Consider the following 25,856-nt stretch of genomic DNA (forward strand, 5'->3'; position numbering starts at 1 on the left):
CGTTGTTGCGCGAGCTTGTCTTGGGACGATCGGTCATTATTGAGTGGCTCGCGAAGTCGCTCAATCGGACGGCTGATCGGCTTTGGCATCACACTGCGTGAAACACCGCTTGCGTTTGTCGGGCCACAGAGTAAGTCGGTCATCCCAGACGAGCGAGTGCCGGAAACAGGTCAATCATCCAGAGGGTTAATCGGGTCATCTGGCCGGTTAACACCATCACGCCCATGAAAATTAGCACCAAGCCTGCCAGCGCTCTCAACAGCCGGCTCCAACGACTGAGCCAGCGCACTCGCTCCCGAAAGTGCTCAATGAACAGCGCTGTTCCGAGGAACGGCAGTGCCAGGCCCAGCGAATACACCGCAAGATATAACATGCCCGTTTCGGCGTTGGCGTGGGTGGAGCTTAGGGCTAGTATGGCTCCGAGTATGGGGCCGATGCAGGGCGTCCAGCCGACGGCGAACGCCACGCCCAGCAAAAAGGCTGCCGTGGGGCGACCACCTTGCAGTGTTTGCCCCAGGCGCCAATCCCGTTGCAGCGAAGGCATGCTCCACCAGCCAAGCATGAACAGGCCCATCAGCACAATCAGTGCCCCTGCAACTACGTTGGCTTCCCGTCGGTAGGCCATCAGCCACTGCCCCAGGAGACTGGCGCTTGCGCCCAGCGCGACGAAAATCACGCTGAACCCGAGCACAAAACAAAAGCTCAGCCACAATGCTTTCAGACGATTGGAGGTTTCATTCACCGCTCCGCCGGTAACGACGGACAAGTAGCCGGGTACGAGGGGCAGTGTGCAAGGTGAAAAGAAGGACACCAGGCCGCCCAAAAATGCGGCCAGGATGCCCCAGGTTGCAAGATCTGGCATTCAAGAACTCCAAAATCGGTGGTTTTCCGGGTAGGGCTACTGGCTTTCTGTCTTTTGGTAATCCCGTTGTTCCTCCGTCCAGAGTGTTTTCAGGTAATCAATGACTGACTGGATCTCCTGAGCGGTCATCTGCTTCCCGAAGGCCGGCATCGTCAACCGATCGGATTTATTAAACGGGTGTCGCCACCCGTTCGCAATCATCTTAAATAGCATGGCATCGCTGTGGCGCCAGGTGTGGCCGGTTTCATCATGAGGCGGCGGGGGAATTTCCCCCTTCTCATCCGGTTTTTTCCAGTTGGCAGCGCCTTCACCCTGCCGTCCATGGCAAGCAGCGCAGTATTGCTCATAAATCTGTCTGCCCTGGGCGACTCCCGTCGGTGCACTTTCCGAACTCCCAGGCCCGCCCGAGGCGTCGGCAAAGACCGGCGCGGCGAGCAGGACTAGCGAGTAGACCCACTTATTCATGGACAGGCGTCCACTGGTCAGCGCCACCACGGGCAAGCAGGCTCCCGTTTGCCGTGCCCACCACAAGTCCTTGTGACGGCGAGAAGGCAAGGGCTGTTACGGATTGGGGAGTCTTCAGGCTTATCCAGGTTTCGCCACCATCTGCGCTGTGATGAAGCTGGCCCTCGATCACCGCGTAAACGTTTTCCGGGGCAGCCGGGTCATAGCCAATTGCGGAAACAGTGCCACGCAGGTCTCCCGCATCGCCCCAGAAGCAAAAACAGTCCATGGACCTTGAGACACCACGGGTAGTAGCTGCAAATAGCCAGCCACTTTCCATGCTGCCGGGCATGTCCGAGTGCAGGAATGCCAGCACCGGTTCCGGGGGACCGCTGTCCACTCTAACCCACTTGGCGCCACCGTCCCTGGACCGGAACATGCCATCCTTCCCAAGGTATGCGTAGAGCGTTCCGGGTTGTGTGGCGTGAGCGGCCATGGCAGTGACCCCGAGATCGGGCAAAGTATCGTTGAGGGACTGCCAGCTCTCACCGGCACTGTCGTACCGCCACACGCCCAGCCCCGGACCGGCTACGTAGATGCTTCCATCCGCACCTCTGGCCATGGAGGTGGGTTGAGCCCCCTGGTCGGTTGCCGGTAGCGCGATCTCGGTCAAAGTTCCGTCTTCAATGGCAAAGAGATCACTGCCCTGCAGCACCAGGAGGGCGCCTGATGAGCTGATCGTCAGAGAAGTCACTGGTTGGGCGTCGTCTGCAGATTGGGCTTGAGCCAGCGCTGGCAGCAAGATTGCCAGCGTGAGCAAGCACAACCTCCAGGCCGCCCTGGTCGTAGAATGAACAATCGCTCTCATGGGTCCAGCCTCAATAATCGTTGTGTTCGCGGAACACGCTTTGCTGGCCGTTGGCACGGAAGGCGATGACCTGGTAATCCTCCTTCTTGCCGGTTTCCATGCCGGGGCTGCCCTGAACCATGCCGGGCACCGAAAGCCCTAATGTATTGAACTGGGGGTTTTCCAGGTAAGCGACAATATCATCTGCTGGCACATGCCCCTCAATCACCACGTCACCGATCAACGCGGTGTGGCAGGAAGCCATTTCACGCGGCACGCCATATTGCTGCTTGATCTCGTTAATATTGTCGGTTTCTATAATGGTGGTCTCAAAGCCATTGGCCTTAAGATGTTCAGCCCAGGACTGGCAGCAGCTGCAACTGGGGCTCTTATAGATTGTGATGGCCGGACCAGATGTGTCAGCGGCGGCCATAGAGGTCGATGATTCGGTGGGTTCATCAGCCTGCATCGCCAGAGTGGTGGCGCCGGCGGCGAGAACGATGGCGGCCACACCGGTATACAGGGCAAGCTTTTTGGTCTTCATAGTAAATCCTCGATTGGTTTGGTCATGATCAGCACAAGGCCCGTGACGAACGAAAGCACGGATCTTTTTACAAAATCGTTGTAAGAAATAACGTCAATGACTTTGCCTCAATGGGCAAAAATACGAGTTACAACTCAGGAGTGGTGTTCTGGAGGGGGCGTAGTAGAGGCCAGGAACGGATCCTGATAAAGGGCCGCTCGGGCGGTCAATACCGGCTGGGAGCCGGTATCGGTTAAGCCTATGGATTTCTCAGGTAAGAGAGCGAAGCTGACGTTGACGCCACATTTGCTCAGCCCGCTGACGCTCGGACAGACCATATCCGGGACTGAGGCACAACTATCTTCAGTGTCTGATGAGGAGTTGGCGTTTTCAACCTGGGCTATCATCATGGAACCACAATCTGTCCTCTCAGCACTCACTTGGCTGTCCGCTATGTTGGCCATAGCTAACGCCGGCCCGCTTATCACCATAAGCAGTGATAGCAGCGCAGAAATGAATTGGCGGGTCGTTGCGGTCATCCTGATCTCAAGCACCAAGCAGTGAAGGTTCGAGGCTGTGACACACAGCTCGTCTTTGAGTTCACCAAATCCTAGCAGTTTTTTATTTCAATGACACGACTACTTCGGTGTCTGAATTAGTGAGGCAAATTCATTCTGGCGTTTATGATTTTTCAATTACGAGTCGTTCAAAAGCTATTGACCTTAAAGTTAACTTTAAGGTTATGGTTACGGCAGTGATTGATGACTCAGCTTAAGGTGAATGAATGAAAACGTTCAATATCGGCGAACTCTCTGCCCAAAGTGGCGTGGCCAGTCATGCGATTCGCTTCTACGAGCGGGAAAATCTCATGCCCGATCCTGCGCGAACCCAATCCAATTATCGCCGTTACCCCGAGGATGCGATCGCCAGGCTGCAGTTCATCATCCATGCCAAGCAATGGGGTTTCACTCTTGAGGAGATTCGTGAACTCCTGATGCTCCAGGATGCCAATGGTGACCGTGCAGAGGCCAAGCGCATTGCGAGCGAGCAACTGGAAAAGATCCGGCACCAGATCCAGAGTCTCTCCCGTATCGAGGCGGTTCTGTCGAAAACGCTGGAGGAATGTTCAGGGGAGGGTCCTATGGACGGTTGCCCGATCGTCGAGGCCATTGCCCAGGAAAGGTAGTGCGCCCGTTTATCGTTGGGATGAACTGATCCACGAGATGCTGGATTGGTTGCGCGGAGGAGCAAGGTCAGGATGCAAAAAATAGAGATTGGTATTGAAGGAATGTCCTGCGCGTCGTGCGTAAGTCGCATTGAGCGGGCTCTCACGACTCAGCTCGGTGTCTCGGCAGCACAAGCCAACGTTTCATGACAGACCTGGCACACAGCACCAGGAGATTAACATGATGACAAGTGATGCATGCGTGTTTGGAATGGCGGGAATGGGATTGATATCCCTTTTGCTCATCGTCGCCCTTGTGCTTGGCGTTGCTGCCCTCGTCAAGTACCTGTTCTTCAGTAAGAAAAATTATTCTGGAAGTGCGAGGAAGAACGCCAGAGGGGATCATGAACACCACTCTGAAACGTAACAGCCATTGGGAACCACCGGCAAATGAGGGAATCAGGTTGAGCGTAAAAACAAAGGTGGCCGGGGTCCTGCTCCTGCTGATCGTCTTTGCAGCGATCTACTGGATACTGCTGGAGACGGGAGCGCTTGCCACAGTGACCAACAAAGTTGCGTTGCGGGAATGGATCGATCAACTCGGCTATTGGGGGCCGGTGGGCATCATCGGCCTGATGATCATGGCCATCGTCCTGAGCCCGATTCCCAGCGCCCCGGTCGCCATGGTCGCCGGGGCGGTTTATGGTTCCTTCTGGGGGACGGTGTTCGTGGTTGTCGGGGCTGAGGCCGGTGCGCTGATAGCTTTCGCCATTGCCCGATCCCTGGGTTACGACGTTATACATCGCTGGAGTCGGGTGCGCCCGGTGTTGAACTGGCTAGGCAAGGACCGCTCTCAGGGTACTTTGATGCTAATTATTTTTGCATCAAGGCTGGTGCCCTTTATCTCCTTCGATGCGGTTAGCTATGCAGCGGGCCTGACACCGCTCGCTTTCTGGCGCTTCGTAGTCGCAACGCTGGCCGGTGTTATTCCGGCGGCCTATTTGATTACAGCATTTGGCGGATTGCTCATGGCGTCCGAGTCAGGGCTGGTGACGATAGTGCTGATTCTCGTCAGCGGCATTACCCTGTTGCCGGTTGTTGCGAAGCTGTTTTTTTCTCGACGCATAGGGCGTAAGAGCGTGCTCGAACAATAAAGTTTTGAGGAACTTATGCGCGCATGTCCAGTCTCAATTGACCGACGGGCCAGAGTGGAAAGACGAGGACGAGTCGTTTCTGTCTGCTTGGCGATGCCCACTGATTTGGGTTAGGGTGCTACGTGTTTCTCTACATGTGAAAGACACTTCATTCAGTTGTTCTGAAATCGGGATATTGACACGATGAAGAAGCGGTTTTTGGGATTAGCAGCAATGCTGCTCGTAGCTTCTTTCCTTTTTTCACAGGGAACTGCTGCGACCTCTTTTGAGGTGGAGCCCATGGCTGAGACTTGTGTTCTTTTGCTAGATGGCCCGGCGATGTCTGACTGCGCCATGCTGCAGGTTCAGGGTAGCTGTAGCGGCACGTGCCTTTCTTCCTATGTCACCAGATCTGTAATTCCGGATTTGCCACTATTATCGCTCTCTCCATACCCCAAGGCCTATTCTTCTCATTCCGGCCGTGTACTTTCAGGGCCAGACCCCTTTCCTCCGAAGTATTCATCAACCTTTTGAACCGTTGATCGCCTGGGGTTCCCGCGTCGAGCGACTGTCGTTCGACCTTGAGCGGTATACCGCCACGTAGTCAGTCACCCCTGACGGTTTTATTGCCTGATGAATACCTAAAAATGGGAACCTACTTGTGATGTCATTCTATTTGGAACACCCCGCGCAGCGCATTGCCATGCTTTGCCGTAGGCTTTCGATGACACTATTTTTGAGTTTGATTGCGACCTTGGTAACTGCGGCACCAACGATGGATCCGGGAATCAGCGCTCTCCAGGAAAAAGTCGGTTTTACGGTGATCGAACGCTTCTCCACGCCAGCGGACGGCGTAACCGGGTATGTTGTAAAGGGTCGGGATGGAAAAGCCGGAATAGTCTATGGCCTCGGTGACTACATTCTGTCCGGCGCGCTTTTGGAGAGTAACGGCAACGATCTGACCCGCCAATATGCCGCACGCTATATTCCGAAGCCGGCGTATGCCTCGGTTGCAGAGCAGCTTTCGCGGGATACCCACTTGGTGAGCGAGGGCGGGAAGGGTGCCCCCGAGGTATACGTATTCGCGGATCCCAATTGCATTTTCTGTCACAAGTTCTGGCAGCAGACCCGGAACTGGGTATCGGAGGGGAAAGTCAGGTTGCACTGGGTCATGGTTGGTTTTCTCAAGCCCTCCAGCCAGGGCCTGTCTGCGGCAATCATGAGCGCAGAGGACCGAGCCGGCGCGCTGCAGGCGTTTGAAGAGAATTTCGGCAAGAGCGGTAACGGCAGCGGAGTTTCTGAACTCACCCCCATCCCGGCTGACCTCCAGGAGGCGCTCGGACAACACAGCCAGTGGATGGTCGAATTGGGTTTCAATGGAACACCAGGGCTACTGTTCAAGAACACGAGCGGCCAATGGCGAGGCCAGACAGGTGTGCCCAAGCAGGAAGCGCTGGGCAGGATGCTGGGAATCACTGAGTAATGGATCAGCTTCCCTTTTTGCTCATCGCCGGCCAGATCCTTATGGCGATTGTGGCAGGTTTGCTGCTGAACTTGACGCCCTGCGTTCTGCCCGCGATTCCCATCAAGATCCGGACCATTCTGCGGGAGGCTGGCAGTCAGCGGTCACACCGTATACTGGCTGCACTGGCATTCACAGCCGGAACACTGACCTTTTTCCTGACGCTGGGCGGCCTGACCGCACTGCTGCAGTGGAATTGGGGTACCTTGTTCCAGTCGACGGTCTTCGTCGCCATCCTGGTTGCGCTGCTGGTCGGGTTTGCGATGGTCACCTGGCTGGACCTGCCGATTCCGATTCCCACGTTTGCCGCTACGATGCACGGCAGGCGTTACTTTGAAGCTTTCGTGTCGGGTCTGTTGAGTGCCATTCTGGCTGCACCTTGCGCCGGGCCTTTCCTGGGTGGCGTTCTGGCCTTTGCCGTTACACAACCGGCACCAGTGATCATGGGAATATTTGTCAGTATCGGGCTGGGACTGTCTCTACCCTACGCCGTGCTGATGCTCAAACCCGAGTGGCTGAGTCGAATACCCAGGACCGGTCCCTGGACTCTGGCTATTCGTGAATCGCTTGCGCTGGTTTTGCTGGCTGCTGCCGTCTTTTTCAGCGCGAGCCTCGTCCCCAAGGCGGTTTACCCATGGCTATGGTCAGCCTGGCTGGCTTTTGTCCTCATCTGGGGTATCCGCCGCTTCATCCAGGGTAGCGGAGCCGTGCGTGTGATCGCCGCGACGGCATCAGGCCTCGCGCTTACGACAGTGGTGGTTTTCGCAGGGCCTGCAGATAATGATGAGGGCGGGCTGGCCTGGCAACCCTACTCAGCGCAACTCCTGAAAGAAACACAAGCCCGGGGCGATCCCCACTTGCTGGAGTTCACCGCGGACTGGTGCATTAACTGCAAAGTACTGGAACGCACGGTGTATCAGGAGCCCGCTGTAGCCGAAGCCGTGCGGCGCGCCAACATGGTGCCCATACAGGTCGATGTGACAGCGAGTGATTCTGAAAAGGACGCATTGTTGACTGCGATGTCGGGGCAGGCTTTGCCTTTCGCAGCGGTCATCGACGGTGATGGCGTCGTTATCGCGCGTTTCACGGGTCTCTTTGACACCGACAGCCTGGTCGCAGCCATCAAACGCACCGAAAAATCACAACGTTAGACACTGGAGATGAATCATGGTGACCCGACCCAAAGCATTGCTAGCCAGCGTAGCGGTTCTACTGATCGCAACCGGGGCCGCATTCATGTTGATCGATACCAATCCTGGAAGTGCCACCAGCACTATCCAGACTGCACCGGGCAGTTCTTCAGTCCCGGTTCCGGCTGCCCGTACGGGGCTGGCGAGTTCTTCCGATAAGGTGCGCCTGAAAGTTGTTGAAGGGAATAAAGCATTGGCTGATGATACCGGGGAAATTCTTCTGACACTGGACATTCAGCCGGGTTGGCATGTGAACGCCAATCCGGCGTCCATGGAATTCCTGATTCCCACCGTCGCCAGCTCTTCAGTCAACGGCGAGTTGCTTGAGATTCAGACCCGGTATCCACGCGGTCGGGTCAGCGACATTACGCTTGGTGACATTGCTCTCGAAGTATACGACGACGACGCGAACATTCGGCTGTTGCCCGACGAAAAACAGACAGCCATGTTGAAAGAAGCAGGTAAGCTCGACATGACGGTACGAGTACAGGCCTGCAGTGACGAGGGCGTGTGCCTGGCACCGGCTGACCTGCCTCTTACCCTGAATCTGAACGATACCAACACACAATGACCCCAGGGTTTTCTTCCAAAATGGAATCAAACGGAGAACAACTGTGAATAACATAATAAGAGTATTCCTGATTTCCGTGGTTGCCTTGGGGAGCCTCAAGGCTTATGCCCACTCCATGGAGGATGTTGAAGCGGCGCTAAATGAAAAAGAACGGTATGCTCAGTTTGTCGATCAACCAGCCCCTCCGTTTAAGCTGACCGAAAGCGACGGAAAAGCCCTCTCCCTGGCGGATTTAAAAGGCAAAACCGTTGTGCTCAATTTTCTCTACACGCGCTGTACGGAGGCCTGCCCTTTGCACATGAACCTGATCCGGCAGTTGCAGACCGGGGTAGAAGACGAGGGGCTGATCAAAGAGGTGGTCTTCATCACCATCGCCACGGATCGCGAGGACGTCGCCGGGACCCGGGATAACATGCGCGCTTATGGCAAAAATTTCGGCCTCAACCCCGGCAACTGGCACTTTCTCTACCGGGCCAGCGACGAACCGCCCGGGTTGACGTCGGAGCTTGCCCAAGCTTACGGCGTTCGATTCACGGACACGGGAGACGGAGTCCAGGTACATGGTGTAGTCACTCACGTGATCGATCCAGAAGGACGGATGCGTGCCCGTTTTCACGGTTTAAAATTCCAGCCTGAACATCTGATGGCCTATCTCAAGGCCATCGCCATAGGCCCCAATGCTGCAACTGATGAGGGGTTCTGGAGCCGACTGCACACGCGTATTGAAGGCCTGATGCAGAGCAAGTAGTCCCTGTGGGCAGCAACGAAGCAGGAGACCAACAACCGTTAACGGGAGCAACCTTTGATGTGGCAGCAACCTACACCTGTAGCCTGGGTACTGGCGGCAATGCTCGCTTTTGCTATTTCATTAACCCCCTCCGTTTCGACTGCGGGGAAAGTTCCAGGTTCGGTCGGTCCTCAGGGTTTTCTGATCTGGGAAACACCCCGAAATCTGCCCGAGCTCGCATTTGAAGATAAAAAAGGCAAGCCTTTAACGCTGGCAGATTTGCACGGCAAAGTGGTGTTGCTCAATATTTGGGCGACCTGGTGTGCGCCCTGTCGTGAAGAAATGCCGACGCTGGATTCACTTCAGGCTCAGTTGGGGGGCGAGCAATTCGAAGTGGTCGCTCTGTCGATTGACCATGCGGGGCGCGGTGCTGTTGAGAAATTCTATCGGGAAACCAGTATCAAGCATCTTCGCATGTATATCGATCCGTCTACACTGGCTGCTTCAACTCTTGGTATAGAGGGCGTTCCAACGACGTTGCTCCTTGATCGCGAAGGCCGTGAGATCGGCCGCCTGGTTGGAGCTACGGAATGGGACCGCCCGGCCATGGTTGATTTTATCACTCGTACCATCGTCGAGGTTTCACATTGAACGTAACCCAAACTTAATGAAAGTCCTCAATAAAAGCCTTGACCTTAAAGTTGACTTTAAAGATACCGTCTGTGCTGAACCTTGAACAACAGCGAAAGCAAAGGAGAATGAACTGATGACATTGCAACTTGGAGAAACCGCTCCCGATTTCACCGTGGAATCCACCGAAGGAAACATTAAGTTTCATGAATGGCTTGGCGACAGTTGGGCCGTCTTATTTTCACATCCCGCCGACTACACACCGGTCTGTACTACTGAGCTGGGTGCCTTTGCCAAGCGCAAGGACGAATTCGCCAAGCGCGGCGTCAAGCTGATCGGCGTATCCGTCGACCCACTCGATTCCCATAACGACTGGGCAAAAGACATCGAGAGTACTCAGGGTACAGGGCTTAACTACCCCCTCCTTGCAGACAAGGATCGGGTGGTCGCGAATCTTTATGGAATGATCCATCCAAAAGCCGACCCCAAGCTAACCGTTCGTACGGTTTTCATTATCGACGCCGCCAAGAAAATACGTCTGACGCTGACATATCCACCCAGCACAGGGCGCAACGTTGACGAGATCATGCGAGTTATTGACTCACTTCAACTGACTGACAACCACAAAGTTGCCACGCCGGTTGACTGGAAAAACGGAGATGATGTGATCATCGTTCCGTCGCTTTCCAATGAAGAAGCCAAGGAGCGGTTTCCTGATGGGTGGGATGAGCAGACGCCGTATCTGCGCGTTACGCGTCAACCCGGTCGGAAATAATACAGAATCTGCCAACTGAGCCTCGCGTGCTGCTGATTAAAACCCGGGCGCACGCCTAGCGGAAGCGCTGAAGTCAGTGCTTCTGTGTCCTCAAATCGATTCCGCAGCCGCCCTAACAAGCACGGTACAGATCCATAGGGTTTGCCTGGGGGCAGCGGAGAACAGCTTCATTGGAGAGAGGTAATGACGACGGCTTTTTCGAGAATATCCCGGGAATATGATGATCTTTGGCTCTTGACCGAAGGTTACCGAGACTGGATGCTGAAAAAGATTCTTGAGCATTTGAAAATTCACACAGACAGTAAGTTCGCAGACCTGGGAGGTGGATCCGGTTTATTCACGCACCTTCTAAAGGAGGGTGTACCGCTTGAATCTGACGCTATATGCGTGGATCCCTCCGAAGCCATGCTCTTGAACGCCGGACAATACAGAGGCCTCCAGACATATTGTGAGTCTGCTGAAGTGTTCGCCCAAAGGCAGATGCCGCTGAACCGGATCCTTATCAAGGAATCGATCCATCACATCCGGAATCGTCAGGGTTTCTGGAAAGAAATAAGCTCCGGTTTAACGCCCAATGGCCGTATCTTGGTGGTGACTCGGCCAAGCCTACCCGGATTTCCTCTTTTCAAGCGGGCGATGACTGCTTTTTCAGAGAGTCAGCCGGAACTTGAAGTTCTTCTCGACGAAATATCTACCTCTGGCCTGAGCGCTGTCACGAACACGGAGGAGTACCACGTCGAAATCCCGAAGGAGCGCTGGTATACAATGCTTCGGGCCCGGTTTATGTCAAGCCTGACAAGCTTTACTCCCGATGAAATTGAGCAGGGCATTCTGGAAGTCGATGGCCAGCTTGATGGAGACCAAATTCGTTTTACTGATCGTGTGTTCTTTGTGGTGATTCAGCACAAGACAAAATGATTATGGTGAAGCGTGTGTATCCAGTAAAAAGTGAGAAACTCGCCGACCGGATATTACATGACGAGGTGCTTGCGCAAGTCGACCGAATATTCGGCAAAGATCCATTTTTATGAAGAGGAATCTGAGAACCAACGCTTAACTATCCAAAAATCGATCCGATAGCGATTTCATTGGGCCCGTTGCAAATCCATTGGTATGGCCTGATGTACCTTGTTGGCTTTCTTGCAGCCTGGTGGTTGGGCCGTCCATCAATTGGGGTTGAGCACCGAAGCAGTCGAAACGCTGATCTTTGCCCGTAAGCAAAACTTACCATTTTTCGGCTCACGGACTTTGTCACACCACTGGTGTCAATTGGCCTGGGGCCATGGTGTTCCCCAATATGGGGCCGGCCGCCACGCCACCCGTCGTCACTGTATGAGTTCACGCTGGAAGGTGTTGTGCTGTGTTGTGCTGTGGTGGTTCTCAGGCCATCCTCGCGGGAATGGCACAACGTCCGGCTTATTCCTGTTGCTCTACGGGGTTTTCCGCTTTTTTGTCGGTCAGAATGTGGAGATTGGGGCGGAATATTGTGGATCGACAAGGATGCCGGAATTCGTTAAAGATGATCTAAAACAGATGGTTAAGTCTTGATATGTATTGATACGAAATGGTTACTGGTGCCCTCGGCAGGACTCGAACCTGCTACCTTCCCCTTAGGAGGGGGACGCTCTATCCAGATGAGCTACGAAGGCGCTTCTTTCAGAAGGTCGGTATGATAACGGCCTGAGGCTTATGGCTCAAGGTGTTACCGTGTTTTCTGCCGTGCTGGGAGTGTGCTTTGTCTGATTCGTTCTCGCTAAGCGTTATTGTGCCAGTCTGGATGGAAGCGGCGGGCATTGTGGCGGCGCTTGAAGCTCTGTCACCGCTGCGCGCAGAGGGGTATGAGGTGATTGTGGTGGACGCGGACAGCACGGATGGCACAACCAGGTTGGCAATCCCGCTTGCGGATCGGGTGGTTCAGTCGGGAAAGGGAAGGGCCGTTCAAATGAATGCGGGCGCCTCTGTTGCTAACGGCAGTGTTCTGGTGTTTTTGCACGCGGACACCCGTCTTCCTGAAAATGCACTGAATTGCCTGAGTGAGTTTTTTAACAGTGACAAAGCCTGGGGCCGTTTTGATGTGCGCCTGAGTGGCCGGGGCGTGATGTTCAGGGTTGTTGCCTGGTTTATGAATCAGCGCTCGCGGTTAACGGGTATTTGCACAGGCGATCAGGCTCTGTTTGTGCGCAGGGAAGTTTTTGAGGCTCTGCGCGGATTTGATAGCCTGCCGATCATGGAAGATATTGAGTTTTCCAACAGGCTGCGCCTGGTTTCCCGCCCCTTCTGTATTGACGAACCGGTTGTTACCGACAGCCGGCGCTGGGAACAGCGAGGTGTGTGGCGCACGATTTTTCTGATGTGGCGTTTACGCTGGCGCTACTGGCGTGGTGAATCCCCGGCAACGCTTGCTCATTCCTACCGTATGGATGTTCGTAATGGCTCAGACTGAATTTCTCAATGCGCTGGTGATGCAGTTCGCCAAGTGGCCGGAAGCGGGCCGGGTAAAAACTCGTCTTATTCCTGCGCTGGGTGTGTCCGGGGCGCTGGATGCGCACTTAACGCTTACCCTGGCTGTGCTGGATAATCTGTGTGGCGCCGGTTTTTCTGTGCAGTTCTGGTGGGACAGGGAGGTTGAATCTGTGCCGGTGGATGCGCAGGCAATTGTCCGTACTCTTGAGCACAGAGGCTTGGCGCAGCATATACAGCGGGGGGCGAATCTGGGCGACAGAATGCTGGATGCGCTTGAAAGTGGTCTTGAGTCTCACGCTGCCGCTATGATCGTGGGCAGCGATTGCCCGTCAGTTGAACCCGCGTATGTGCATCTGGCCGTGACCTGCCTGCAGGAATACGATGTTGTTTTAGGGCCGTCTGATGACGGTGGTTACGTGTTGATTGGCTCGCGCCGGGTGCTTCCGGGCATGCTCGACGGTATTGAGTGGGGCACGGAAGCTGTCCTTGAGCAAACCTGTGCGCGACTGAAGGAACTGGGGCTCAGCGTTGGTTTGCTGGAGCCCCGATGGGATGTGGATGAGCCGGAGGACTGGGCGCGCTTTCAGCGCCTCCCTGTCGACACGTAGCGGCCGTTTTTACTTATCGGTAACGGGTGGTTGTTGCAGAATAAGGTCGCGGGCGTCCTTTGCGCTCAACCCTTCGCCACCCGTGTTCACGAGCAGCGCCCGGTCTCTGTTCAATACGGAGTCCCTGAAGGTGGTTTTCAGCTCATCGAGACTGACGGCTTTAACGGCTTTTGCGAGCCTTTCTCGTGAGTCAAACCCCTCTTCGCCACGATCAATCTCGCGCCAATAGCGCCCTGAAATCTCTCCCAATTGACGATCCTGCTCCATAATGCTGCTGATCACTGCCCGCTTTTCCTGGGCCAGGCGCTCGTCATCCAAGTTGGCAAGGGTCTCATTGTAGCCTTTGGCGAACTCGCGAATGGCCTGGTCGATGGCGTTCGGACTGGCGGTAGGGGATTGAACCACAAAGCCAAGGGCCGGGGTTTCAAGCATTTCGAAGGGTGTTGCGTACACAATGTAGCCAAGCTGGCGCGTGGTGCGGATATCTTCATAAAACGGGCTGCTTATAATCTGCGCCAGCAGGCGGAACCGCGCGCGCTCTTCAAAGCTGGTGTTCTTGCCCTGGGTGTAAAGCGTGTACCCGGTATCCGGATGTTCTACGTTCAAAGAGACGACGATTTCTTCCGGCGGCAGCTTGCGCACCTGACTGCGCGCAACCGTTGCAAAATCGCTTTTGTTCAACACAATCGCATCAATCTGCTGGGCCAGGTTAAGTGCGTAAGCTTCGGTCAGGTTGCCATGAACCAGCAGTACCGGGTCAATTTTCGAGAGCAACGTCCCTGCGAATGATCTGAGTTCTTCGAGGGTTACGGTTTTTGCAGCCTGCAGCTGTTCGTCCGTGCTCCAGGTGTCTTCGAGCAGCGTGGATTGAATGAACTCGGACGTCTGTGCAACTGGCCGGTCTTTGGCTTTGTTCTGCAAACTGTCCATCAGGTTTTGCCGGGCGATATCAAAGCGCTGTCGGGTAATCTGCGGTGCTGCAACCTGCATGAGGATGCGGTTCATCAGGGTGTTCAGTTTGTCGCTGTAGCCGCCAACCCGCACAGTGATGCCGCGCAAGTGCGGATAGATGCTGTAATCCAGCCCGGCAAGACGCGCGGAATAGGCCCAGGCGTTCAAGTTGTTGTTGATGCTGTCAACCAGAAGACCTGTCAGTACATGGCTGCGGGCCGATGCGCGCACAGCGGGTGTGCGTAAGCTCAAAAATACGTTGGCCTTGGGTGTGTCAAAACGCGTGTCCCGGGCAAACCAGATTGCCATGCCGTCGTTATTGCCCAACCATTCGGGTTTGTCCATGGTTTTACCAGGCACCATGGTCAGATTCTCAGGCACAAACGGGTTGGGCGCAGGAAGATGAAGCGCCTCGGCCAATGCGATGGGTGCCTTGGTTTTGAGTGCTTCGGTATCCAGTGGTTCAATCTGCCAGGGTGTTTCGTACCACTTGGTAAAGTTGGGGTTTTTGAGCTCGAGCTGTGGCGCCAGCAAATAGGCCATCACGTTATCCGGTGTCAGCATTGAAAGAATATCCCGATACTGATCCGGCGCGTAACGCTCCATTAGCCAGGGCGCACTGAGAATATCTTCTGCCGGGTAGTCCTGGAGCTGGCTCGACAGTCGCATTGCCTCTTGAAGGGGTTCACCTTGCTCGCGAAAGCGAAAATCGATTCTTGCCAGTCGCTGCATTTCTTCAAAACGCTGCTCGCTAATGCCTTGCTCGCGAATGATGTCGATGTACCGAAAAACCAGTGACAGAATGTCTTCTTGCCGATTCAGGCCCTCAGGTGTAAGCGCAATGCTGATGTCCAATGTGGCCGCTTCGCCCGTATCCATGCCAATACCGGCGGACAGGTTATCTGCCAGGCCGTTCTTCTTCAGCACCTCCAAGAGGCTGCCTGGTCCTTCGTGGCCAAGCAGGTTGGCAATGTAACTGACGGGCTTTGTGCGGTAGTTTTCCTGCTGTGATGGAATCGGGAATGACAACGACAGGCTGCGCACATCCTTGATGGCTTGCACCGTCACCTCTGCAGGCAGCGCATCGGCTTCAAGCAATTTGGCGCTATGAACCCTTGATTTCAGATTGCGGTTCTCAATGGCACCAAAACGCGCCCGTACCATAGCTTCCAGCTGGTCCAGCGGCTGCGGGCCGTAAACCGCAAGGGTCATCAGGTTGGCGGAGTAACGGGCTTTCCAGAACTCAATCAGGTCAGGCCGAAGCGGATGGGTGTCGGTGTTTTCCAGCGTGGTCAGATTACCGACCGCGAACTGATGAAAAGCGCCTTGCGGGTTGCTGGCGGCCTTTTTGACGGAGTAGAGGCGGCGGCCATCTTCTTTTTGTTTGGAGCTGAACTCAGAGTTCACAGCGTTACGTTCGCGGTCTACAAGCTCGGCGGTAAACAGAGGCGCCGCAAACTGCTGCGAGAACCGATCCAGCGCAGATTCCAGGTAATTGGCCTGAATATCGAAAAAATAGTTGGTGTTGCGAAACGCGGTAAAGGCGTTATGACTGCCCCCGTGGCTTTTGATGAACTGTTGGTACTCTCCGGGCTCAGGGTACTTTTCCGTGCCCAAAAACAGCATGTGCTCGAGGAAGTGTGCAATGCCCTCCCGTTCTTTTGGATCATCGCCACTGCCAACCGCCACGTTCATGGACGCCGCGGCTTTGTCTGCGTTCTTGTCGGATATCAGAATGGCTCGCAAACCGTTATCCAGTTCAATGAAGCGGTATTCGTTGTTGTCGTTCGGGCTTTTTTGTGGCGTTTGTGCGGCGGTTGCAAACGAACTGACAAATAATAGCAAAAGCAGTGCAAACGCATTTGCCGTCAGCACCGGTATTCTGGCGTTTAATTGGGTACCAATACGCATAAGGCCTCTGCTATTTGTTAGGGAGCGTCTGAAAGGTTTCAGTGCATCATTGTTTTGCGGGTGTTTTCTGGCTGTTGATCCAGAGTTTTGCGGGCCAGGTCCGCGGCTTTCTCTCCATCAAGCTGGCCTGACGCAATCCGTTCGAGCACGGTTGCCATAATGGCAACGGATTGGCGGTAATCGGCAAACTCTTCCTGAAATGCACTGTCGATTGCCTGGTAAACCGCCTGGATTTTCTGTTCACGGTCACCGGAATTTTTCGCCGTGTCGTTGATCGCTTTGAGGCACGCACGGGCAATGGTGATGTAACGTTCAGTATTGGGATTGTCGTTCGGCATTATCGGGTTTCCGGGTATCGCTGGGTCTGTGAAAAGGACTGACGCCTAAAGAGGCAACAAGTTCCGGATTATCGCATTGCTGGCAGGCTGTTTCATTGCATTGCAGTAATTCATCGTCAGGGAAGGCGGGCGCCAATTACTGTGCTAGTCTCAAAAGCGTTGTGTCGGCGAAAAATACAGGCGCGACGGATTTTTTTAGAGTAAAGGCTCTATTTAAAACAACGGGTTACAGAGTAAAAACTCTAAAAAAGACCGATACATGAAAGTTGCATTTAAGTACAATGCCGGCCAATCAAGGCCGTTATTAGACTTTGGTCGAATAAGGCCGACGTAAATATTGAACAGACAACAACAGAGCAACAGGCAGGGTGGATTATCAATGAACTATTTCCTGACCGGTGGTACCGGGTTTATTGGCCGTTTTCTTGTGGAAAAACTTTTAGCACGGGGCGGCACCGTGCATCTGCTGGTGCGTGAGCAATCTCTGGACAAGCTTGACGCACTCATACAGCGGTGGGGCGTAGACGAATCCCGTGTTAAGGCGGTAGTTGGCGATTTGACGAGCGAAAATCTGGGTATTGATACCAAAACCCTTAAAGCCCTGACAGGAAAGATTGATCATTTTTTCCACCTGGCCGCTGTCTACGATATGGGCGCTGACGAAGACGCCCAACAGGCCACGAACATTGATGGCACCAAGGCGGCAGTGAATGCCGCTGAAGCAATGAAGGCAAAGCACTTTCACCATGTTTCGTCTATCGCGGCTGCTGGCCTGTTCAAGGGTATTTTCCGTGAGGATATGTTTGAGGAAGCGGAAAAGCTGGACCATCCGTATCTGATGACCAAGCACGAATCGGAAAAAGTTGTGCGTGAACAGTGCAAAGTGCCATTTCGCATTTATCGTCCGGGCATGGTTATCGGCCACTCGAAAACCGGGGAAATGGACAAGGTTGACGGCCCTTACTATTTCTTCAAAATGATTCAGAAAATCCGCCGGACCCTGCCTCAGTGGATGCCGACTGTGGGTATAGAAGGGGGCCGCCTGAATGTTGTTCCCGTAGATTTTGTGGTCAATGCGTTGGATCACATAGCGCACCTGGACAGCGAAGATGGCAAGTGTTTCCATTTGGTGGATTCTGACCCTTACAAGGTGGGTGAGATTCTTAACATTTTCTGTGAAGCCGGCCACGCGCCTAAAATGGGCATGCGCATCGACTCCCGCATGTTCGGTTTCATTCCGCCCTTTATTCGTCAGAGCCTTAAAAACCTGCCGCCGGTGAAACGTTTAACCAGCGCTGTGCTGGAGGACATGGGCATTCCGCGCTCAGTGCTGTCCTTTATCAATTACCCCACCCGTTTCGATGCCCGCGAGACTGAGCGCGTGCTGAAGGGAACGGGCATAGAAGTGCCCCGTTTGGCGGATTATGCACCGGTGATCTGGGACTTTTGGGAACGTCATCTCGACCCTGATCTGTTCAAGGACCGCACTCTCAAGGGTACGGTGGAAGGCAAGGTGTGTGTGGTAACCGGCGCTACGTCGGGTATTGGCTTGGCAACGGCTGAAAAACTGGCGGAAGCGGGCGCTATTCTGGTGATTGGAGCCCGCACCAAGTCGAAACTGGATGAGGTGACCGCGTCTCTGGAGGCGAAGGGCGGCAGTGTGCACGCCTACCAATGTGATTTCTCCGATATGGAGGCGTGCGATCACTTTGTGAAAACCGTTCTGGACAACCACGGCCATGTGGATGTGTTGATCAACAATGCCGGGCGCTCCATTCGTCGTTCGTTGTCGTTGTCGTTTGACCGGTTCCATGATTTTGAGCGCACCATGCAACTGAACTACTTCGGCTCTGTGCGGTTGATCATGGGATTTGCACCGTCGATGTTGGAGCGTCATCGCGGCCATGTGGTTAATATTTCGTCTATTGGTGTGCTTACCAACGCACCGCGGTTCTCTGCTTATGTGGCGTCTAAATCGGCGTTGGATGCATTCAGTCGATGCGCGGCTTCGGAGTGGTCAGACCGGAACGTGACGTTCACCACCATCAATATGCCGCTGGTGAAAACGCCGATGATCGCACCCACCAAGATTTACGATTCGGTGCCAACGCTTACGCCGGAAGAGGCGGCGGAAATGGTGACGAATGCGATTATTGATCGCCCAAAGCGTATCGCAACGCGCCTTGGTATTTTCGCAGAAGTGTTGCACGCACTTGCGCCGAAGATGGGCGAAATCGTGATGAATACGGGCTACCGTATGTTCCCGGATTCATCCCCTGGAGTGGGGGGCAAGTCAATTGAGAGGCCGAAGGTGTCCACGGAACAGGTGGCTTTTGCCGCGGTTATGCGGGGCATTCACTGGTAAGCCGCGTTCTTGCAGCTTTGAATCAAAAAAACCCGCGTTGCGGGTTTTTTTGTGGATGACGTTCACCCGATTAAAGTCGGTGCTATTCGGCTTCATCCGAAATCACAGGTGGCGGAAACCCGCCCAGGTCGAGCCAGCGATTGACGATCCCGCAGAACAGGTCGGCTGTCTTTTCGGCATCGTAGGCAGCAGAGTGCGCTTCTTTATTATCAAACGGAATGCCGGCCAGTTTGCAGGCCTGAGCCAAAACCGTGTGGCCATAGGCCAGGCCTGCGAGGGCGGCGGTGTCGAACGTAGAAAAGGGGTGAAACGGATTCCGATTGATCTCCGCTCGCCGTGCGGCCGCAAATACGAAGTTGTGATCGAAGGTGGCGTTGTGCCCCACCAGCACCGCGCGTTTGCAATCGTGTGCCTTGACGGCCCTGCGGATGGGGCTGAAGATTTCGCTCAGGCCCTCACGTTCGGGCACAGCTTCCCTGTCCGGATTCCACGGGTCAATGCCGGTAAAATCCAGCGCAGACTGCTCCAGATTGGCGCCTTCAAACGGATCAATCTGTTGCAAATGGGTTTCACCCCTTTGCAATCTGCCGTCATCATCCATGGTGATCATCACCGCGGCTATTTCCAGCAGAGCATCCCGGTCTGGATTGAACCCGCCGGTCTCAACATCGACAACAACGGGTAAAAAACCGCGAAATCTGCGGGACATTGGGTGCGATTGTCTGTTTTCGTCAGTCACTAAAGCTCCGGTCGTGGCCGTTTGTCAGGAAGTGTGGGTACGTTTATGCCAAGCGCCAGTTAATGGTTTCGCCAGCTTTCAACGGAACGATGGTACCACCGGCTAACGGTAATTCATCCGGCATTGTCCAGGGTTTCTTCACCAGGGTAATAGTATCGGTATTTCGCGGCAGACCATAGAAATCCGCGCCGTTCAGGCTGGCGAAGGCTTCAAGTTGATCCAGAATGCCGAGTTCTTCAAAAATGTCCGCGTACAGTCCGATTGCGCCGTAGGCGGAGTAACAACCGGCGCAGCCGCAGGCGGCCTCTTTTTTGTCACTGGAGTGTGGCGCGGAGTCGGTTCCCAGAAAAAACCGTTTATCACCGCTCGCGATGGCATCCCTGAGGGCTTGCTGGTGCCGGTTGCGCTTGAGAATTGGAAGGCAGTACAGGTGAGGGCGTATGCCGCCTACCAGCATGTGATTGCGGTTGTACATCAGGTGCTGAGGCGTGAGCGTTGCGCCCAGATTGTTACTCTGGTGATGGCGTATAAACTCGGCAGAATCGGCGGTTGTTATGTGCTCAAGCACAACCCGGAGATTCGGAAACGCGTCCAGAGTAGGCGCCAGAACACGCTCAAGGAATACCTTTTCCCGATCGAAAATATCGATGTCTGCATCGGTCACTTCGCCGTGAACGAGCAACAGCATGCCGCATTCGGCCATGGCCTCAAGCACCGGATAGATATTGCGGATATCCTGCACGCCGGAGGCAGAGTTGGTGGTGGCTCCGGCGGGATAGAGCTTCGCAGCGACAATGCCGTCGGCACTGGCCTCAAGGATGTCCGCGCGGGTTGTCGATTCCGTGAGATAAAGCGTCATTAATGGCTGGAAACCCGTACCTGTTGCCGCAGCCAATATGCGATCCCGGTATGCGGAGGCTTCAGCGGCGTTGGTAACCGGCGGGTTGAGGTTGGGCATGATGATCGCTCGCCCGAAACAGGCCGCGGTTGCCGGCACAACGTCTTTGAGAACATCGCCGTCGCGCACGTGGAGGTGCCAGTCGTCGGGGCGCACAAGTGTTAGCTGTTCGGTCATTGGTTGGTTTCCGCACTACCTTCAAAAGGGCTAATAAAGAGGCGTGAAAGACGCGTTCACCGTGGAAGGCGCTTTGATCCTGGAAAATTTGGGAAATTATAGCAGAAGGCGCCGGTGATTGTTTTTCCTGTGTTGGACTAAAGAACGCTGCATGCGTGCCGTTAAACAGGGAAACCACGAAACAGACGTGGACCCTCGGTATCACGGCTATGGCGCTCTTATGGCAATCGGCTACTCCAAAAAAACGCTGAACCTGTTGGCAATGCTCGTGCTGGGCACCATTATGCCGGGATCTGGTATGGCCGGAAACTATGGCGCGGGAATCTCGAACAGTCAGTGGTATCTTGCAGAATCCGTTTTTGAATGTTCTCTGGTGCATGAGGTACCGGGTTACGGTCGGGCTGTTTTTCGTCGTCGGGCCGGAGAAGATCTGTCGTTCTTTCTTGAATCCGATTCTCGTCTTATGCGTCCCGGGCGAGGCACTCTGGTTGTCGAGGCACCTGCGTGGAGACCGGGTGTCGCGCCAAAGCCCGTGGGTGCGGTCGATGTGTCTGAAGGGCACCGGCAGGTATCTCTTGAGGCCCGTCAGGCGGTGATTATTGCGCAAAGCCTGCTGAACGGTATGCGCCCAACGGTTACTCGTGCCTCCTGGTACGATGGCAGCCCGGTTCGAGTGCAGGTTTCCAACGTTAATTTCAGTGGCCAGTACCAGCGTTACCGGTTGTGTACTGCGAATCTTCTGCCGGTCAACATTGATCAGATCGGGCGTTCACGAGTGGCGTTTGCCAGCGGTAGCAAATCGCTGTCTGAGGCAGATATGGATCTGCTGGACGATATCGTTGCCTATCTCATGGCCGATTCCACGGTTGAGCGAGTGTTTGTTGACGGGCATAGCGACAGCCTTGGAAGCCGAATTGATAACAGGGCATTGTCTGAGGAACGTGCCAACGTGGTGGCGGATTACCTGAAAGCCCGTGGAGTGGATCCCGACCTGATTACGGTGAGGGCTCACGGAGATCGATACCCGGTATCCAAACGACCGGCCGACAACCGTCGCACAACCATCCGATTGCAGCGCGAGGGCGAACGCCCCGGATTGCAGCAGGCCAATGGCTACGGCGGCGTGTCTGCTGGCTAACATGACGGCCTGAGCGCGGGGTTTTTTATAACCAGATCAATAAATCGAGCTCAGAACCTCCAGGTGGGTATTCACGCTCTGTGCCAGCGCCTTGAGGTTATAGCCACCTTCCAGCGTCGAAATGATCCGGTCGTTACTGTGTTCGCGCGCCACGTCAGCCGCCATTTCGGTTAGCCAACGATAATCCTCGGTTTCCAGATTCAGTTCCCCCATCGGGTCGAGACGATGGGCGTCAAACCCGGCTGAGATCAGCACAAGCTGGGGTTTGAATGCATTCAGACGCTTGACCCACTCCGCTTCGACCCGTTCACGGAACCCGGCCGCAGAGCAGCCCGCTTCAATGGGAATGTTCACGATGTTATCGGCCTGACGGTGCACGTGCGAGTGAGGATAAAAAGGATGCTGGAAGCTGGAGCACATCAGTATGCGCTCATCTCCGCTCACAATGTCCACCGTGCCATTGCCCTGATGCACATCAAAATCAATGATGGCGACTCGCTCAAGATGATGAAAGTTGAGCGCGCGCATAGCCGCAAGGGCGATGTTGTTGTAAAAACAGAACCCCATGGATTTGCTGCGCTCAGCATGATGGCCCGGGGGCCGCGCACAGATGAACGCGTTGGTAACCTGGCTGCTCATGACCATATCCACTGCCTGAATATTGGCACCGGCAGCCAGCTTCGCCGCCCGCAGTGTGTCGGGCATCATGGCGGTGTCGGGATCGGTGAACACCCGGCCACGGGTAGGCTGCATCATGTCGAGTTGTTGCAGATACCGCTCGGGATGCACGCTTAGAAGTTGATCGCGGGTGATCTCTTCGGGCCGCACCCAGTCAAGCTTTTCAGCAAGTCCGGTGTCGGCGATGTAACTGATGATGGCTGCCAGGCGGGCAGGGCTTTCCGGATGCTCCGGCCCCATGTCGTGTTTCATACAGTCATCATGGGAAAAAAATGCGGTGGTCATAAGTCTCGAAACGCCCCGACTACGCTGGTATTTCTTTCAATCCTATCAGGGATATTCCCATGGTGCCGCGTTTCTTTGGTCCTACAGTGGTAATAGGCATTTCACATGGGCTCGTCTATGCCTAAGATAGAGCGAACACAGATTTAAGGAGGGTCAGCTTGAGCACCCGATACCTGGAAAGCCTGTTCAATCCGGCTTCTATAGCGGTGATAGGGGCGTCGGAGCGGTCCGACAACCTTGGCGGTATGGTGCTGCGAAATCTGATGAGTGGCGGCTATTCGGGCCGGCTTCTGGTGGTCAACCAGAATGATTACGACAACGTGCATGGCGTGCCGTGTGTCAAAAAAGTCTCGAAAATGGCGTTTTCGCCCGATCTTGCGATTATCTGTACGCCACCGGATACGGTGTCCAAAACCATAAAGCGCCTTGGCGAAGCCGGGGTCCGTACCGCGATTGTGATGACAGGGGGTATGTCCCGCACCCACAGCAAAACCGGTCAGCCCCTGATGTATTCTGTGCGCGAAGCGGCCAGGGCGGCAGGCATCAGGGTGCTGGGCCCGAATACCATTGGCCTCATCGTTCCGGCAAGGAACCTGAACGCCACCTATGCGCACATGGGGGTTCTTCCGGGGCGCGTGGCGTTTGTGGGCCAGTCGGGCACCATCGCCAGCTCGGTCATTGACTGGGCCTTTGCCCGTGGGGTTGGTTTCTCATACTTCCTCACCCTGGGCGACGGTATGGACATAGATCACGACGATCTGATTGATTACCTCGCCCAGGACACCCAGACCCGCGCCATTCTCATGCACATCGAACACATTCCAAACCCCCGGCGTTTCATGTCCGCTGTGCGAGTGGCATCCAGAACCAAACCCGTGATTGTTGTGAAATCCGGCCGAGTGCCGGAATCCGAGTGGTTAACCCATGTGTTGCCGGATGGCATTATGCGCAGTGATCCCATTTACGATGCCATGCTGCAGCGTGCGGGTGTGCTGCGAGTTGACGGGCTTGGGCAGATGTTTGACGCGCTCGAAACGCTCACCCGCATGCGCCCGCTGCGCAGAGAATCCCTTGCGATTATGGCGAACGGGGTGGGCCCCGGGGTGCTGGCGGTTGATCGGTTGGCCGATCTGGGCGGTGAATTGGCCAGCCTGTCTGAACCCAGCATTGCGGCCCTGGCGGAGTTATTGCCTCCTTACTGGCGGCGCAAAAACCCCATCGATCTCAATTACGATGCCTCCCCGGCGTTGTATGGAAAAGCGATCAAGATTCTGGCCAAGGATCCCAAAATAGCCAATGTTCTTGTGATGTACGCGCCCAGCCTGACGGAAGACAGCCTGCAGATTGCCGACGCCGTTGTGCAGGCTGCGAAAGGCACGCGGCTGAATATCTTCACCTGCTGGCTTGGCCAGAGCACGGTGATGGAAGCCCGGGACGAGTTTTATCGTGCCGGCCTGCCATCCTTTTTTAATCCGGAGAAAGCGGTTGTCGCCTTTATGCAGCATGTGCGGCATCAGCGTGTTCAGCGCCTGCTCACGGAGACGCCTGAATCCTTTACCGATCACTTTGCAGACCACACCAAAATCCGGCGCGTTGTGGTGAATGCGCTTCGCTCGAATCGCACCCATTTGTCGAGCCAGGAAGCTCGGGAGGTTGTGCGCGATTACGGCATCAACACCATTGAAACCGTCTATTGTGACGATGTAGAGGAAGTTCTCGAGGCGTTTTCCATAGAGCGCCGGCCGGTAGACGTGACAATTATACACGAGGAGGCTTGCCACCCATTCGCAACGCTCACTGTTTCCCAGCGCCGCTACAAGGGCGCGGTGCAGAAACTTAGCAGTGAAGCAGCGATTATTGAGACCTGTCGGTTTTTGATGGATGAATATCAGAAACATTTTCCCGACAGTGGGTTTCTTGGCTTTGCCATGCAGCGGTCTTATCAGCACGTAGGAGGCATTGAATTCAGCGTAGGTATCACACGAGACGCCCAGTTCGGGCCTTTAGTGGTCTGTGGAGCCTCGGGTGCTCATATTAACGTGATGACGGATCGGCAGATTGCACTGCCACCATTGAACATGGTTCTTGCCCGCGAACTGCTGCGTCGCACTTATATGTACAAGCTGCTCAAAGAACACAGCCTGAGGCCTGAATCGGATATCCGGGCGGTCTCCGAAACGCTGGTGACGCTGTCCCAGATTGTGATTGATATCCCCGAGATCCGCGGGTTGGAAATTTCACCGCTGTTATTCAACGAGCAAGGTGCGGTTGCCGTTAACATTGCGATCAATCTGTCTGAAACCCCCGGTCGGCCAATTATTCAGCCTTATCCGAGAGAGCTTGAGGAGTGGCTGATGCTGCCCAAGTCGGGGCGCAGGGTGGTTATCCGCCCGGCGTTAGCAGAAGACGAACCATCGCATCGGGTGTTCCATGAGCTGCAGTCTCCGGAATCCATTCGCTACCGGTTCTTCCAGTATCGCAAACATTTTTCCCGGGAAGACGTCGCGCAAATGGTACAGATCGACTACGACCGGGAAATGGTGTTTATTGCCAATGCGCCGAAAGAGAACGGTGAAGGGGACGAAACGCTCGGTACTGTCAGAACCTGGACAGACGCAGACAATCTGCAGTGTGAATTCGCAGTGATGGTGCACGACAAAATGAAAGGTGAGGGCCTGGGCGTTGCCTTGATGCAGAAGATGATCGATTACTGCCGCGCTAGAGGTACGGTAGAAATGGTCGGCGACGTACTGGCCGATAATCGCCCGATGCTGCAGTTGGCCGAGCACATGGGCTTTGAGATCAAGTACAACCTTGAGGAAGAAGTGATGGATCTGCGGCTGGTGCTGAACGAGCCGGACAAGGACTGGCAGAAAGAGCGATTGGGCGCGAGCACCCACTGAGGCGTTTGTGTAA

At 54.9% G+C, this 25,856-nt stretch carries 28 protein-coding genes and 1 tRNA gene; 18 read left to right on the forward strand and 11 right to left on the reverse strand.

Going from position 1 to position 25,856, the window contains the following annotated elements; all coding sequences use genetic code 11:
* Nucleotides 1–139: 139 nt before the first annotated feature.
* The 5 genes from ENI00_RS06230 to ENI00_RS06250 all read right to left on the reverse strand — a co-directional run bounded on the left by ENI00_RS06230 (nt 140) and on the right by ENI00_RS06250 (nt 3,215).
* The gene (locus ENI00_RS06230) at nt 140–862 is read right to left on the reverse strand and encodes a cytochrome c biogenesis CcdA family protein (RefSeq protein ID WP_304100441.1); all 723 of its coding nucleotides are present in this window, start codon (nt 860–862) and stop codon (nt 140–142) included.
* A 36-nt stretch (nt 863–898) separates the two neighbouring features.
* Nucleotides 899–1,327 (reverse strand): c-type cytochrome, encoded by a 429-nt coding sequence (locus ENI00_RS06235; RefSeq protein ID WP_304100444.1) that lies wholly within the window; start codon nt 1,325–1,327, stop codon nt 899–901.
* Nucleotides 1,320–2,126, reverse strand: a complete 807-nt coding sequence (locus ENI00_RS06240) for a hypothetical protein (protein WP_304100447.1) — start codon at nt 2,124–2,126, stop codon at nt 1,320–1,322. The genes ENI00_RS06235 and ENI00_RS06240 overlap by 8 nt, the downstream gene beginning before the upstream one ends.
* Before the next feature lie 58 nt (nt 2,127–2,184).
* Nucleotides 2,185–2,697 carry a DUF411 domain-containing protein gene (locus ENI00_RS06245; RefSeq protein ID WP_304100449.1) on the reverse strand — a complete coding sequence of 171 codons (513 nt, stop codon included), beginning with the start codon at nt 2,695–2,697 and terminating at the stop codon, nt 2,185–2,187.
* A 134-nt stretch (nt 2,698–2,831) separates the two neighbouring features.
* Nucleotides 2,832–3,215, reverse strand: coding sequence for a hypothetical protein (locus tag ENI00_RS06250; protein WP_304100451.1), 384 nt, complete (start codon nt 3,213–3,215; stop codon nt 2,832–2,834).
* Between the two features lie 245 nt (nt 3,216–3,460).
* Here ENI00_RS06250 and ENI00_RS06255 point away from each other — a divergent pair, with 245 nt between their 5' ends.
* The 13 genes from ENI00_RS06255 to ENI00_RS18625 all read left to right on the forward strand — a co-directional run bounded on the left by ENI00_RS06255 (nt 3,461) and on the right by ENI00_RS18625 (nt 11,937).
* On the forward strand, nt 3,461–3,862 hold the full coding sequence (locus tag ENI00_RS06255) for a heavy metal-responsive transcriptional regulator (protein ID WP_304100454.1): 402 nt from the start codon (nt 3,461–3,463) through the stop codon (nt 3,860–3,862).
* A 102-nt stretch (nt 3,863–3,964) separates the two neighbouring features.
* Entirely contained in the window at nt 3,965–4,051 is an 87-nt protein-coding gene (locus tag ENI00_RS06260; RefSeq protein WP_304100587.1) for a hypothetical protein, read from the forward strand.
* Between the two features lie 31 nt (nt 4,052–4,082).
* Entirely contained in the window at nt 4,083–4,268 is a 186-nt protein-coding gene (locus tag ENI00_RS06265; protein WP_304100457.1) for a hypothetical protein, read from the forward strand.
* Complete coding sequence (locus ENI00_RS06270) at nt 4,246–4,995, forward strand: TVP38/TMEM64 family protein (protein WP_304100460.1); 750 nt, start codon at nt 4,246–4,248, stop codon at nt 4,993–4,995. Before ENI00_RS06265 ends, ENI00_RS06270 begins: the two co-directional genes overlap by 23 nt.
* Nucleotides 4,996–5,638: 643 nt before the next feature.
* Nucleotides 5,639–6,457: a thiol:disulfide interchange protein DsbG gene (gene dsbG / locus ENI00_RS06275; RefSeq protein ID WP_304100463.1), complete on the forward strand. Its 819-nt coding sequence runs from the start codon at nt 5,639–5,641 to the stop codon at nt 6,455–6,457.
* On the forward strand, nt 6,457–7,647 hold the full coding sequence (locus ENI00_RS06280) for a protein-disulfide reductase DsbD family protein (RefSeq protein ID WP_304100466.1): 1,191 nt from the start codon (nt 6,457–6,459) through the stop codon (nt 7,645–7,647). Before dsbG ends, ENI00_RS06280 begins: the two co-directional genes overlap by 1 nt.
* A 16-nt stretch (nt 7,648–7,663) precedes the next feature.
* Nucleotides 7,664–8,257, forward strand: coding sequence for a protein-disulfide reductase DsbD domain-containing protein (locus ENI00_RS06285; RefSeq protein ID WP_304100469.1), 594 nt, complete (start codon nt 7,664–7,666; stop codon nt 8,255–8,257).
* A 43-nt stretch (nt 8,258–8,300) separates the two neighbouring features.
* Nucleotides 8,301–9,005 carry an SCO family protein gene (locus tag ENI00_RS06290; RefSeq protein ID WP_304100472.1) on the forward strand — a complete coding sequence of 235 codons (705 nt, stop codon included), beginning with the start codon at nt 8,301–8,303 and terminating at the stop codon, nt 9,003–9,005.
* Nucleotides 9,006–9,062: 57 nt separating this feature from the next.
* Nucleotides 9,063–9,635 carry a TlpA family protein disulfide reductase gene (locus ENI00_RS06295; protein WP_304100589.1) on the forward strand — a complete coding sequence of 191 codons (573 nt, stop codon included), beginning with the start codon at nt 9,063–9,065 and terminating at the stop codon, nt 9,633–9,635.
* A gap of 115 nt (nt 9,636–9,750) precedes the next feature.
* Nucleotides 9,751–10,389 carry a peroxiredoxin gene (locus ENI00_RS06300; RefSeq protein ID WP_304100475.1) on the forward strand — a complete coding sequence of 213 codons (639 nt, stop codon included), beginning with the start codon at nt 9,751–9,753 and terminating at the stop codon, nt 10,387–10,389.
* 183 nt (nt 10,390–10,572) lie between these two features.
* The gene (locus ENI00_RS06305) at nt 10,573–11,307 is read left to right on the forward strand and encodes a class I SAM-dependent methyltransferase (protein ID WP_304100478.1); all 735 of its coding nucleotides are present in this window, start codon (nt 10,573–10,575) and stop codon (nt 11,305–11,307) included.
* A 203-nt stretch (nt 11,308–11,510) separates the two neighbouring features.
* On the forward strand, nt 11,511–11,606 hold the full coding sequence (locus tag ENI00_RS06310) for a hypothetical protein (RefSeq protein WP_304100591.1): 96 nt from the start codon (nt 11,511–11,513) through the stop codon (nt 11,604–11,606).
* 115 nt (nt 11,607–11,721) lie between these two features.
* Nucleotides 11,722–11,937 carry a prolipoprotein diacylglyceryl transferase family protein gene (locus tag ENI00_RS18625; RefSeq protein WP_349740379.1) on the forward strand — a complete coding sequence of 72 codons (216 nt, stop codon included), beginning with the start codon at nt 11,722–11,724 and terminating at the stop codon, nt 11,935–11,937.
* Between the two features lie 24 nt (nt 11,938–11,961).
* Here the strand turns inward: ENI00_RS18625 and ENI00_RS06315 are convergent.
* Nucleotides 11,962–12,038, reverse strand: a tRNA-Arg gene (locus tag ENI00_RS06315).
* 86 nt (nt 12,039–12,124) lie between these two features.
* Between ENI00_RS06315 and ENI00_RS06320 the strand changes: the two genes are divergently transcribed.
* Together ENI00_RS06320 and ENI00_RS06325 are read left to right on the forward strand one after the other, a co-directional pair.
* Complete coding sequence (locus ENI00_RS06320) at nt 12,125–12,832, forward strand: TIGR04283 family arsenosugar biosynthesis glycosyltransferase (protein WP_304100482.1); 708 nt, start codon at nt 12,125–12,127, stop codon at nt 12,830–12,832.
* Entirely contained in the window at nt 12,819–13,460 is a 642-nt protein-coding gene (locus ENI00_RS06325; RefSeq protein ID WP_304100484.1) for a TIGR04282 family arsenosugar biosynthesis glycosyltransferase, read from the forward strand. The genes ENI00_RS06320 and ENI00_RS06325 overlap by 14 nt, the downstream gene beginning before the upstream one ends.
* A 9-nt stretch (nt 13,461–13,469) precedes the next feature.
* Here ENI00_RS06325 and ENI00_RS06330 read toward each other — a convergent pair whose 3' ends face one another.
* Together ENI00_RS06330 and ENI00_RS06335 are read right to left on the reverse strand one after the other, a co-directional pair.
* A complete protein-coding gene (locus ENI00_RS06330) occupies nt 13,470–16,322 on the reverse strand; it encodes an insulinase family protein (protein ID WP_304100487.1) in 2,853 nt (950 codons plus the stop codon).
* Nucleotides 16,323–16,360: 38 nt separating this feature from the next.
* Nucleotides 16,361–16,660: a hypothetical protein gene (locus ENI00_RS06335; RefSeq protein WP_304100491.1), complete on the reverse strand. Its 300-nt coding sequence runs from the start codon at nt 16,658–16,660 to the stop codon at nt 16,361–16,363.
* A 379-nt stretch (nt 16,661–17,039) separates the two neighbouring features.
* Between ENI00_RS06335 and ENI00_RS06340 the strand changes: the two genes are divergently transcribed.
* Nucleotides 17,040–19,025, forward strand: a complete 1,986-nt coding sequence (locus ENI00_RS06340) for an SDR family oxidoreductase (protein ID WP_304100494.1) — start codon at nt 17,040–17,042, stop codon at nt 19,023–19,025.
* 82 nt (nt 19,026–19,107) lie between these two features.
* Here the strand turns inward: ENI00_RS06340 and rnt are convergent, their stop codons facing one another.
* The gene (gene rnt / locus ENI00_RS06345) at nt 19,108–19,764 is read right to left on the reverse strand and encodes a ribonuclease T (protein WP_304100498.1); all 657 of its coding nucleotides are present in this window, start codon (nt 19,762–19,764) and stop codon (nt 19,108–19,110) included.
* Between the two features lie 43 nt (nt 19,765–19,807).
* Nucleotides 19,808–20,839 (reverse strand): dihydroorotase, encoded by a 1,032-nt coding sequence (gene pyrC / locus ENI00_RS06350; protein ID WP_304100502.1) that lies wholly within the window; start codon nt 20,837–20,839, stop codon nt 19,808–19,810.
* A 262-nt stretch (nt 20,840–21,101) separates the two neighbouring features.
* Between pyrC and ENI00_RS06355 the strand changes: the two genes are divergently transcribed.
* Entirely contained in the window at nt 21,102–21,977 is an 876-nt protein-coding gene (locus ENI00_RS06355; RefSeq protein ID WP_414674223.1) for a flagellar protein MotY, read from the forward strand.
* A 36-nt stretch (nt 21,978–22,013) separates the two neighbouring features.
* Here ENI00_RS06355 and ENI00_RS06360 read toward each other — a convergent pair whose 3' ends face one another.
* Nucleotides 22,014–22,940 (reverse strand): histone deacetylase family protein, encoded by a 927-nt coding sequence (locus ENI00_RS06360; protein ID WP_304100508.1) that lies wholly within the window; start codon nt 22,938–22,940, stop codon nt 22,014–22,016.
* A gap of 158 nt (nt 22,941–23,098) precedes the next feature.
* On the opposite strand from ENI00_RS06360, the gene ENI00_RS06365 reads away from it, so the two are divergent.
* Nucleotides 23,099–25,843, forward strand: coding sequence for a GNAT family N-acetyltransferase (locus ENI00_RS06365; protein WP_304100511.1), 2,745 nt, complete (start codon nt 23,099–23,101; stop codon nt 25,841–25,843).
* Nucleotides 25,844–25,856: the final 13 nt, after the last annotated feature.

It is taken from the genome of Marinobacter antarcticus, from assembly GCF_011049865.1.
GTDB classification, from domain to species: domain Bacteria; phylum Pseudomonadota; class Gammaproteobacteria; order Pseudomonadales; family Oleiphilaceae; genus Marinobacter; species Marinobacter antarcticus_A.

Coding starts and splice junctions, on each gene's coding strand:
- ENI00_RS06335 (WP_304100491.1), bottom strand. CDS start 16,660: ATGCCGAACGACAATCCCAATACTGAACGTTACATCACCATTGCCCGT.
- ENI00_RS06255 (WP_304100454.1), top strand. CDS start 3,461: ATGAAAACGTTCAATATCGGCGAACTCTCTGCCCAAAGTGGCGTGGCC.
- ENI00_RS06305 (WP_304100478.1), top strand. CDS start 10,573: ATGACGACGGCTTTTTCGAGAATATCCCGGGAATATGATGATCTTTGG.
- ENI00_RS06340 (WP_304100494.1), top strand. CDS start 17,040: ATGAACTATTTCCTGACCGGTGGTACCGGGTTTATTGGCCGTTTTCTT.
- ENI00_RS06295 (WP_304100589.1), top strand. CDS start 9,063: ATGTGGCAGCAACCTACACCTGTAGCCTGGGTACTGGCGGCAATGCTC.
- ENI00_RS06260 (WP_304100587.1), top strand. CDS start 3,965: ATGTCCTGCGCGTCGTGCGTAAGTCGCATTGAGCGGGCTCTCACGACT.
- dsbG (WP_304100463.1), top strand. CDS start 5,639: ATGTCATTCTATTTGGAACACCCCGCGCAGCGCATTGCCATGCTTTGC.
- ENI00_RS06270 (WP_304100460.1), top strand. CDS start 4,246: ATGAACACCACTCTGAAACGTAACAGCCATTGGGAACCACCGGCAAAT.
- ENI00_RS06280 (WP_304100466.1), top strand. CDS start 6,457: ATGGATCAGCTTCCCTTTTTGCTCATCGCCGGCCAGATCCTTATGGCG.
- ENI00_RS06285 (WP_304100469.1), top strand. CDS start 7,664: ATGGTGACCCGACCCAAAGCATTGCTAGCCAGCGTAGCGGTTCTACTG.
- ENI00_RS06265 (WP_304100457.1), top strand. CDS start 4,083: ATGATGACAAGTGATGCATGCGTGTTTGGAATGGCGGGAATGGGATTG.
- ENI00_RS06235 (WP_304100444.1), bottom strand. CDS start 1,327: ATGAATAAGTGGGTCTACTCGCTAGTCCTGCTCGCCGCGCCGGTCTTT.
- ENI00_RS06230 (WP_304100441.1), bottom strand. CDS start 862: ATGCCAGATCTTGCAACCTGGGGCATCCTGGCCGCATTTTTGGGCGGC.
- ENI00_RS06245 (WP_304100449.1), bottom strand. CDS start 2,697: ATGAAGACCAAAAAGCTTGCCCTGTATACCGGTGTGGCCGCCATCGTT.
- ENI00_RS06355 (WP_414674223.1), top strand. CDS start 21,102: ATGCTCGTGCTGGGCACCATTATGCCGGGATCTGGTATGGCCGGAAAC.
- ENI00_RS06310 (WP_304100591.1), top strand. CDS start 11,511: ATGTACCTTGTTGGCTTTCTTGCAGCCTGGTGGTTGGGCCGTCCATCA.
- ENI00_RS06250 (WP_304100451.1), bottom strand. CDS start 3,215: ATGACCGCAACGACCCGCCAATTCATTTCTGCGCTGCTATCACTGCTT.
- ENI00_RS06330 (WP_304100487.1), bottom strand. CDS start 16,322: ATGCGTATTGGTACCCAATTAAACGCCAGAATACCGGTGCTGACGGCA.
- ENI00_RS18625 (WP_349740379.1), top strand. CDS start 11,722: ATGAGTTCACGCTGGAAGGTGTTGTGCTGTGTTGTGCTGTGGTGGTTC.
- ENI00_RS06325 (WP_304100484.1), top strand. CDS start 12,819: ATGGCTCAGACTGAATTTCTCAATGCGCTGGTGATGCAGTTCGCCAAG.
- ENI00_RS06360 (WP_304100508.1), bottom strand. CDS start 22,940: ATGACCACCGCATTTTTTTCCCATGATGACTGTATGAAACACGACATG.
- pyrC (WP_304100502.1), bottom strand. CDS start 20,839: ATGACCGAACAGCTAACACTTGTGCGCCCCGACGACTGGCACCTCCAC.
- ENI00_RS06300 (WP_304100475.1), top strand. CDS start 9,751: ATGACATTGCAACTTGGAGAAACCGCTCCCGATTTCACCGTGGAATCC.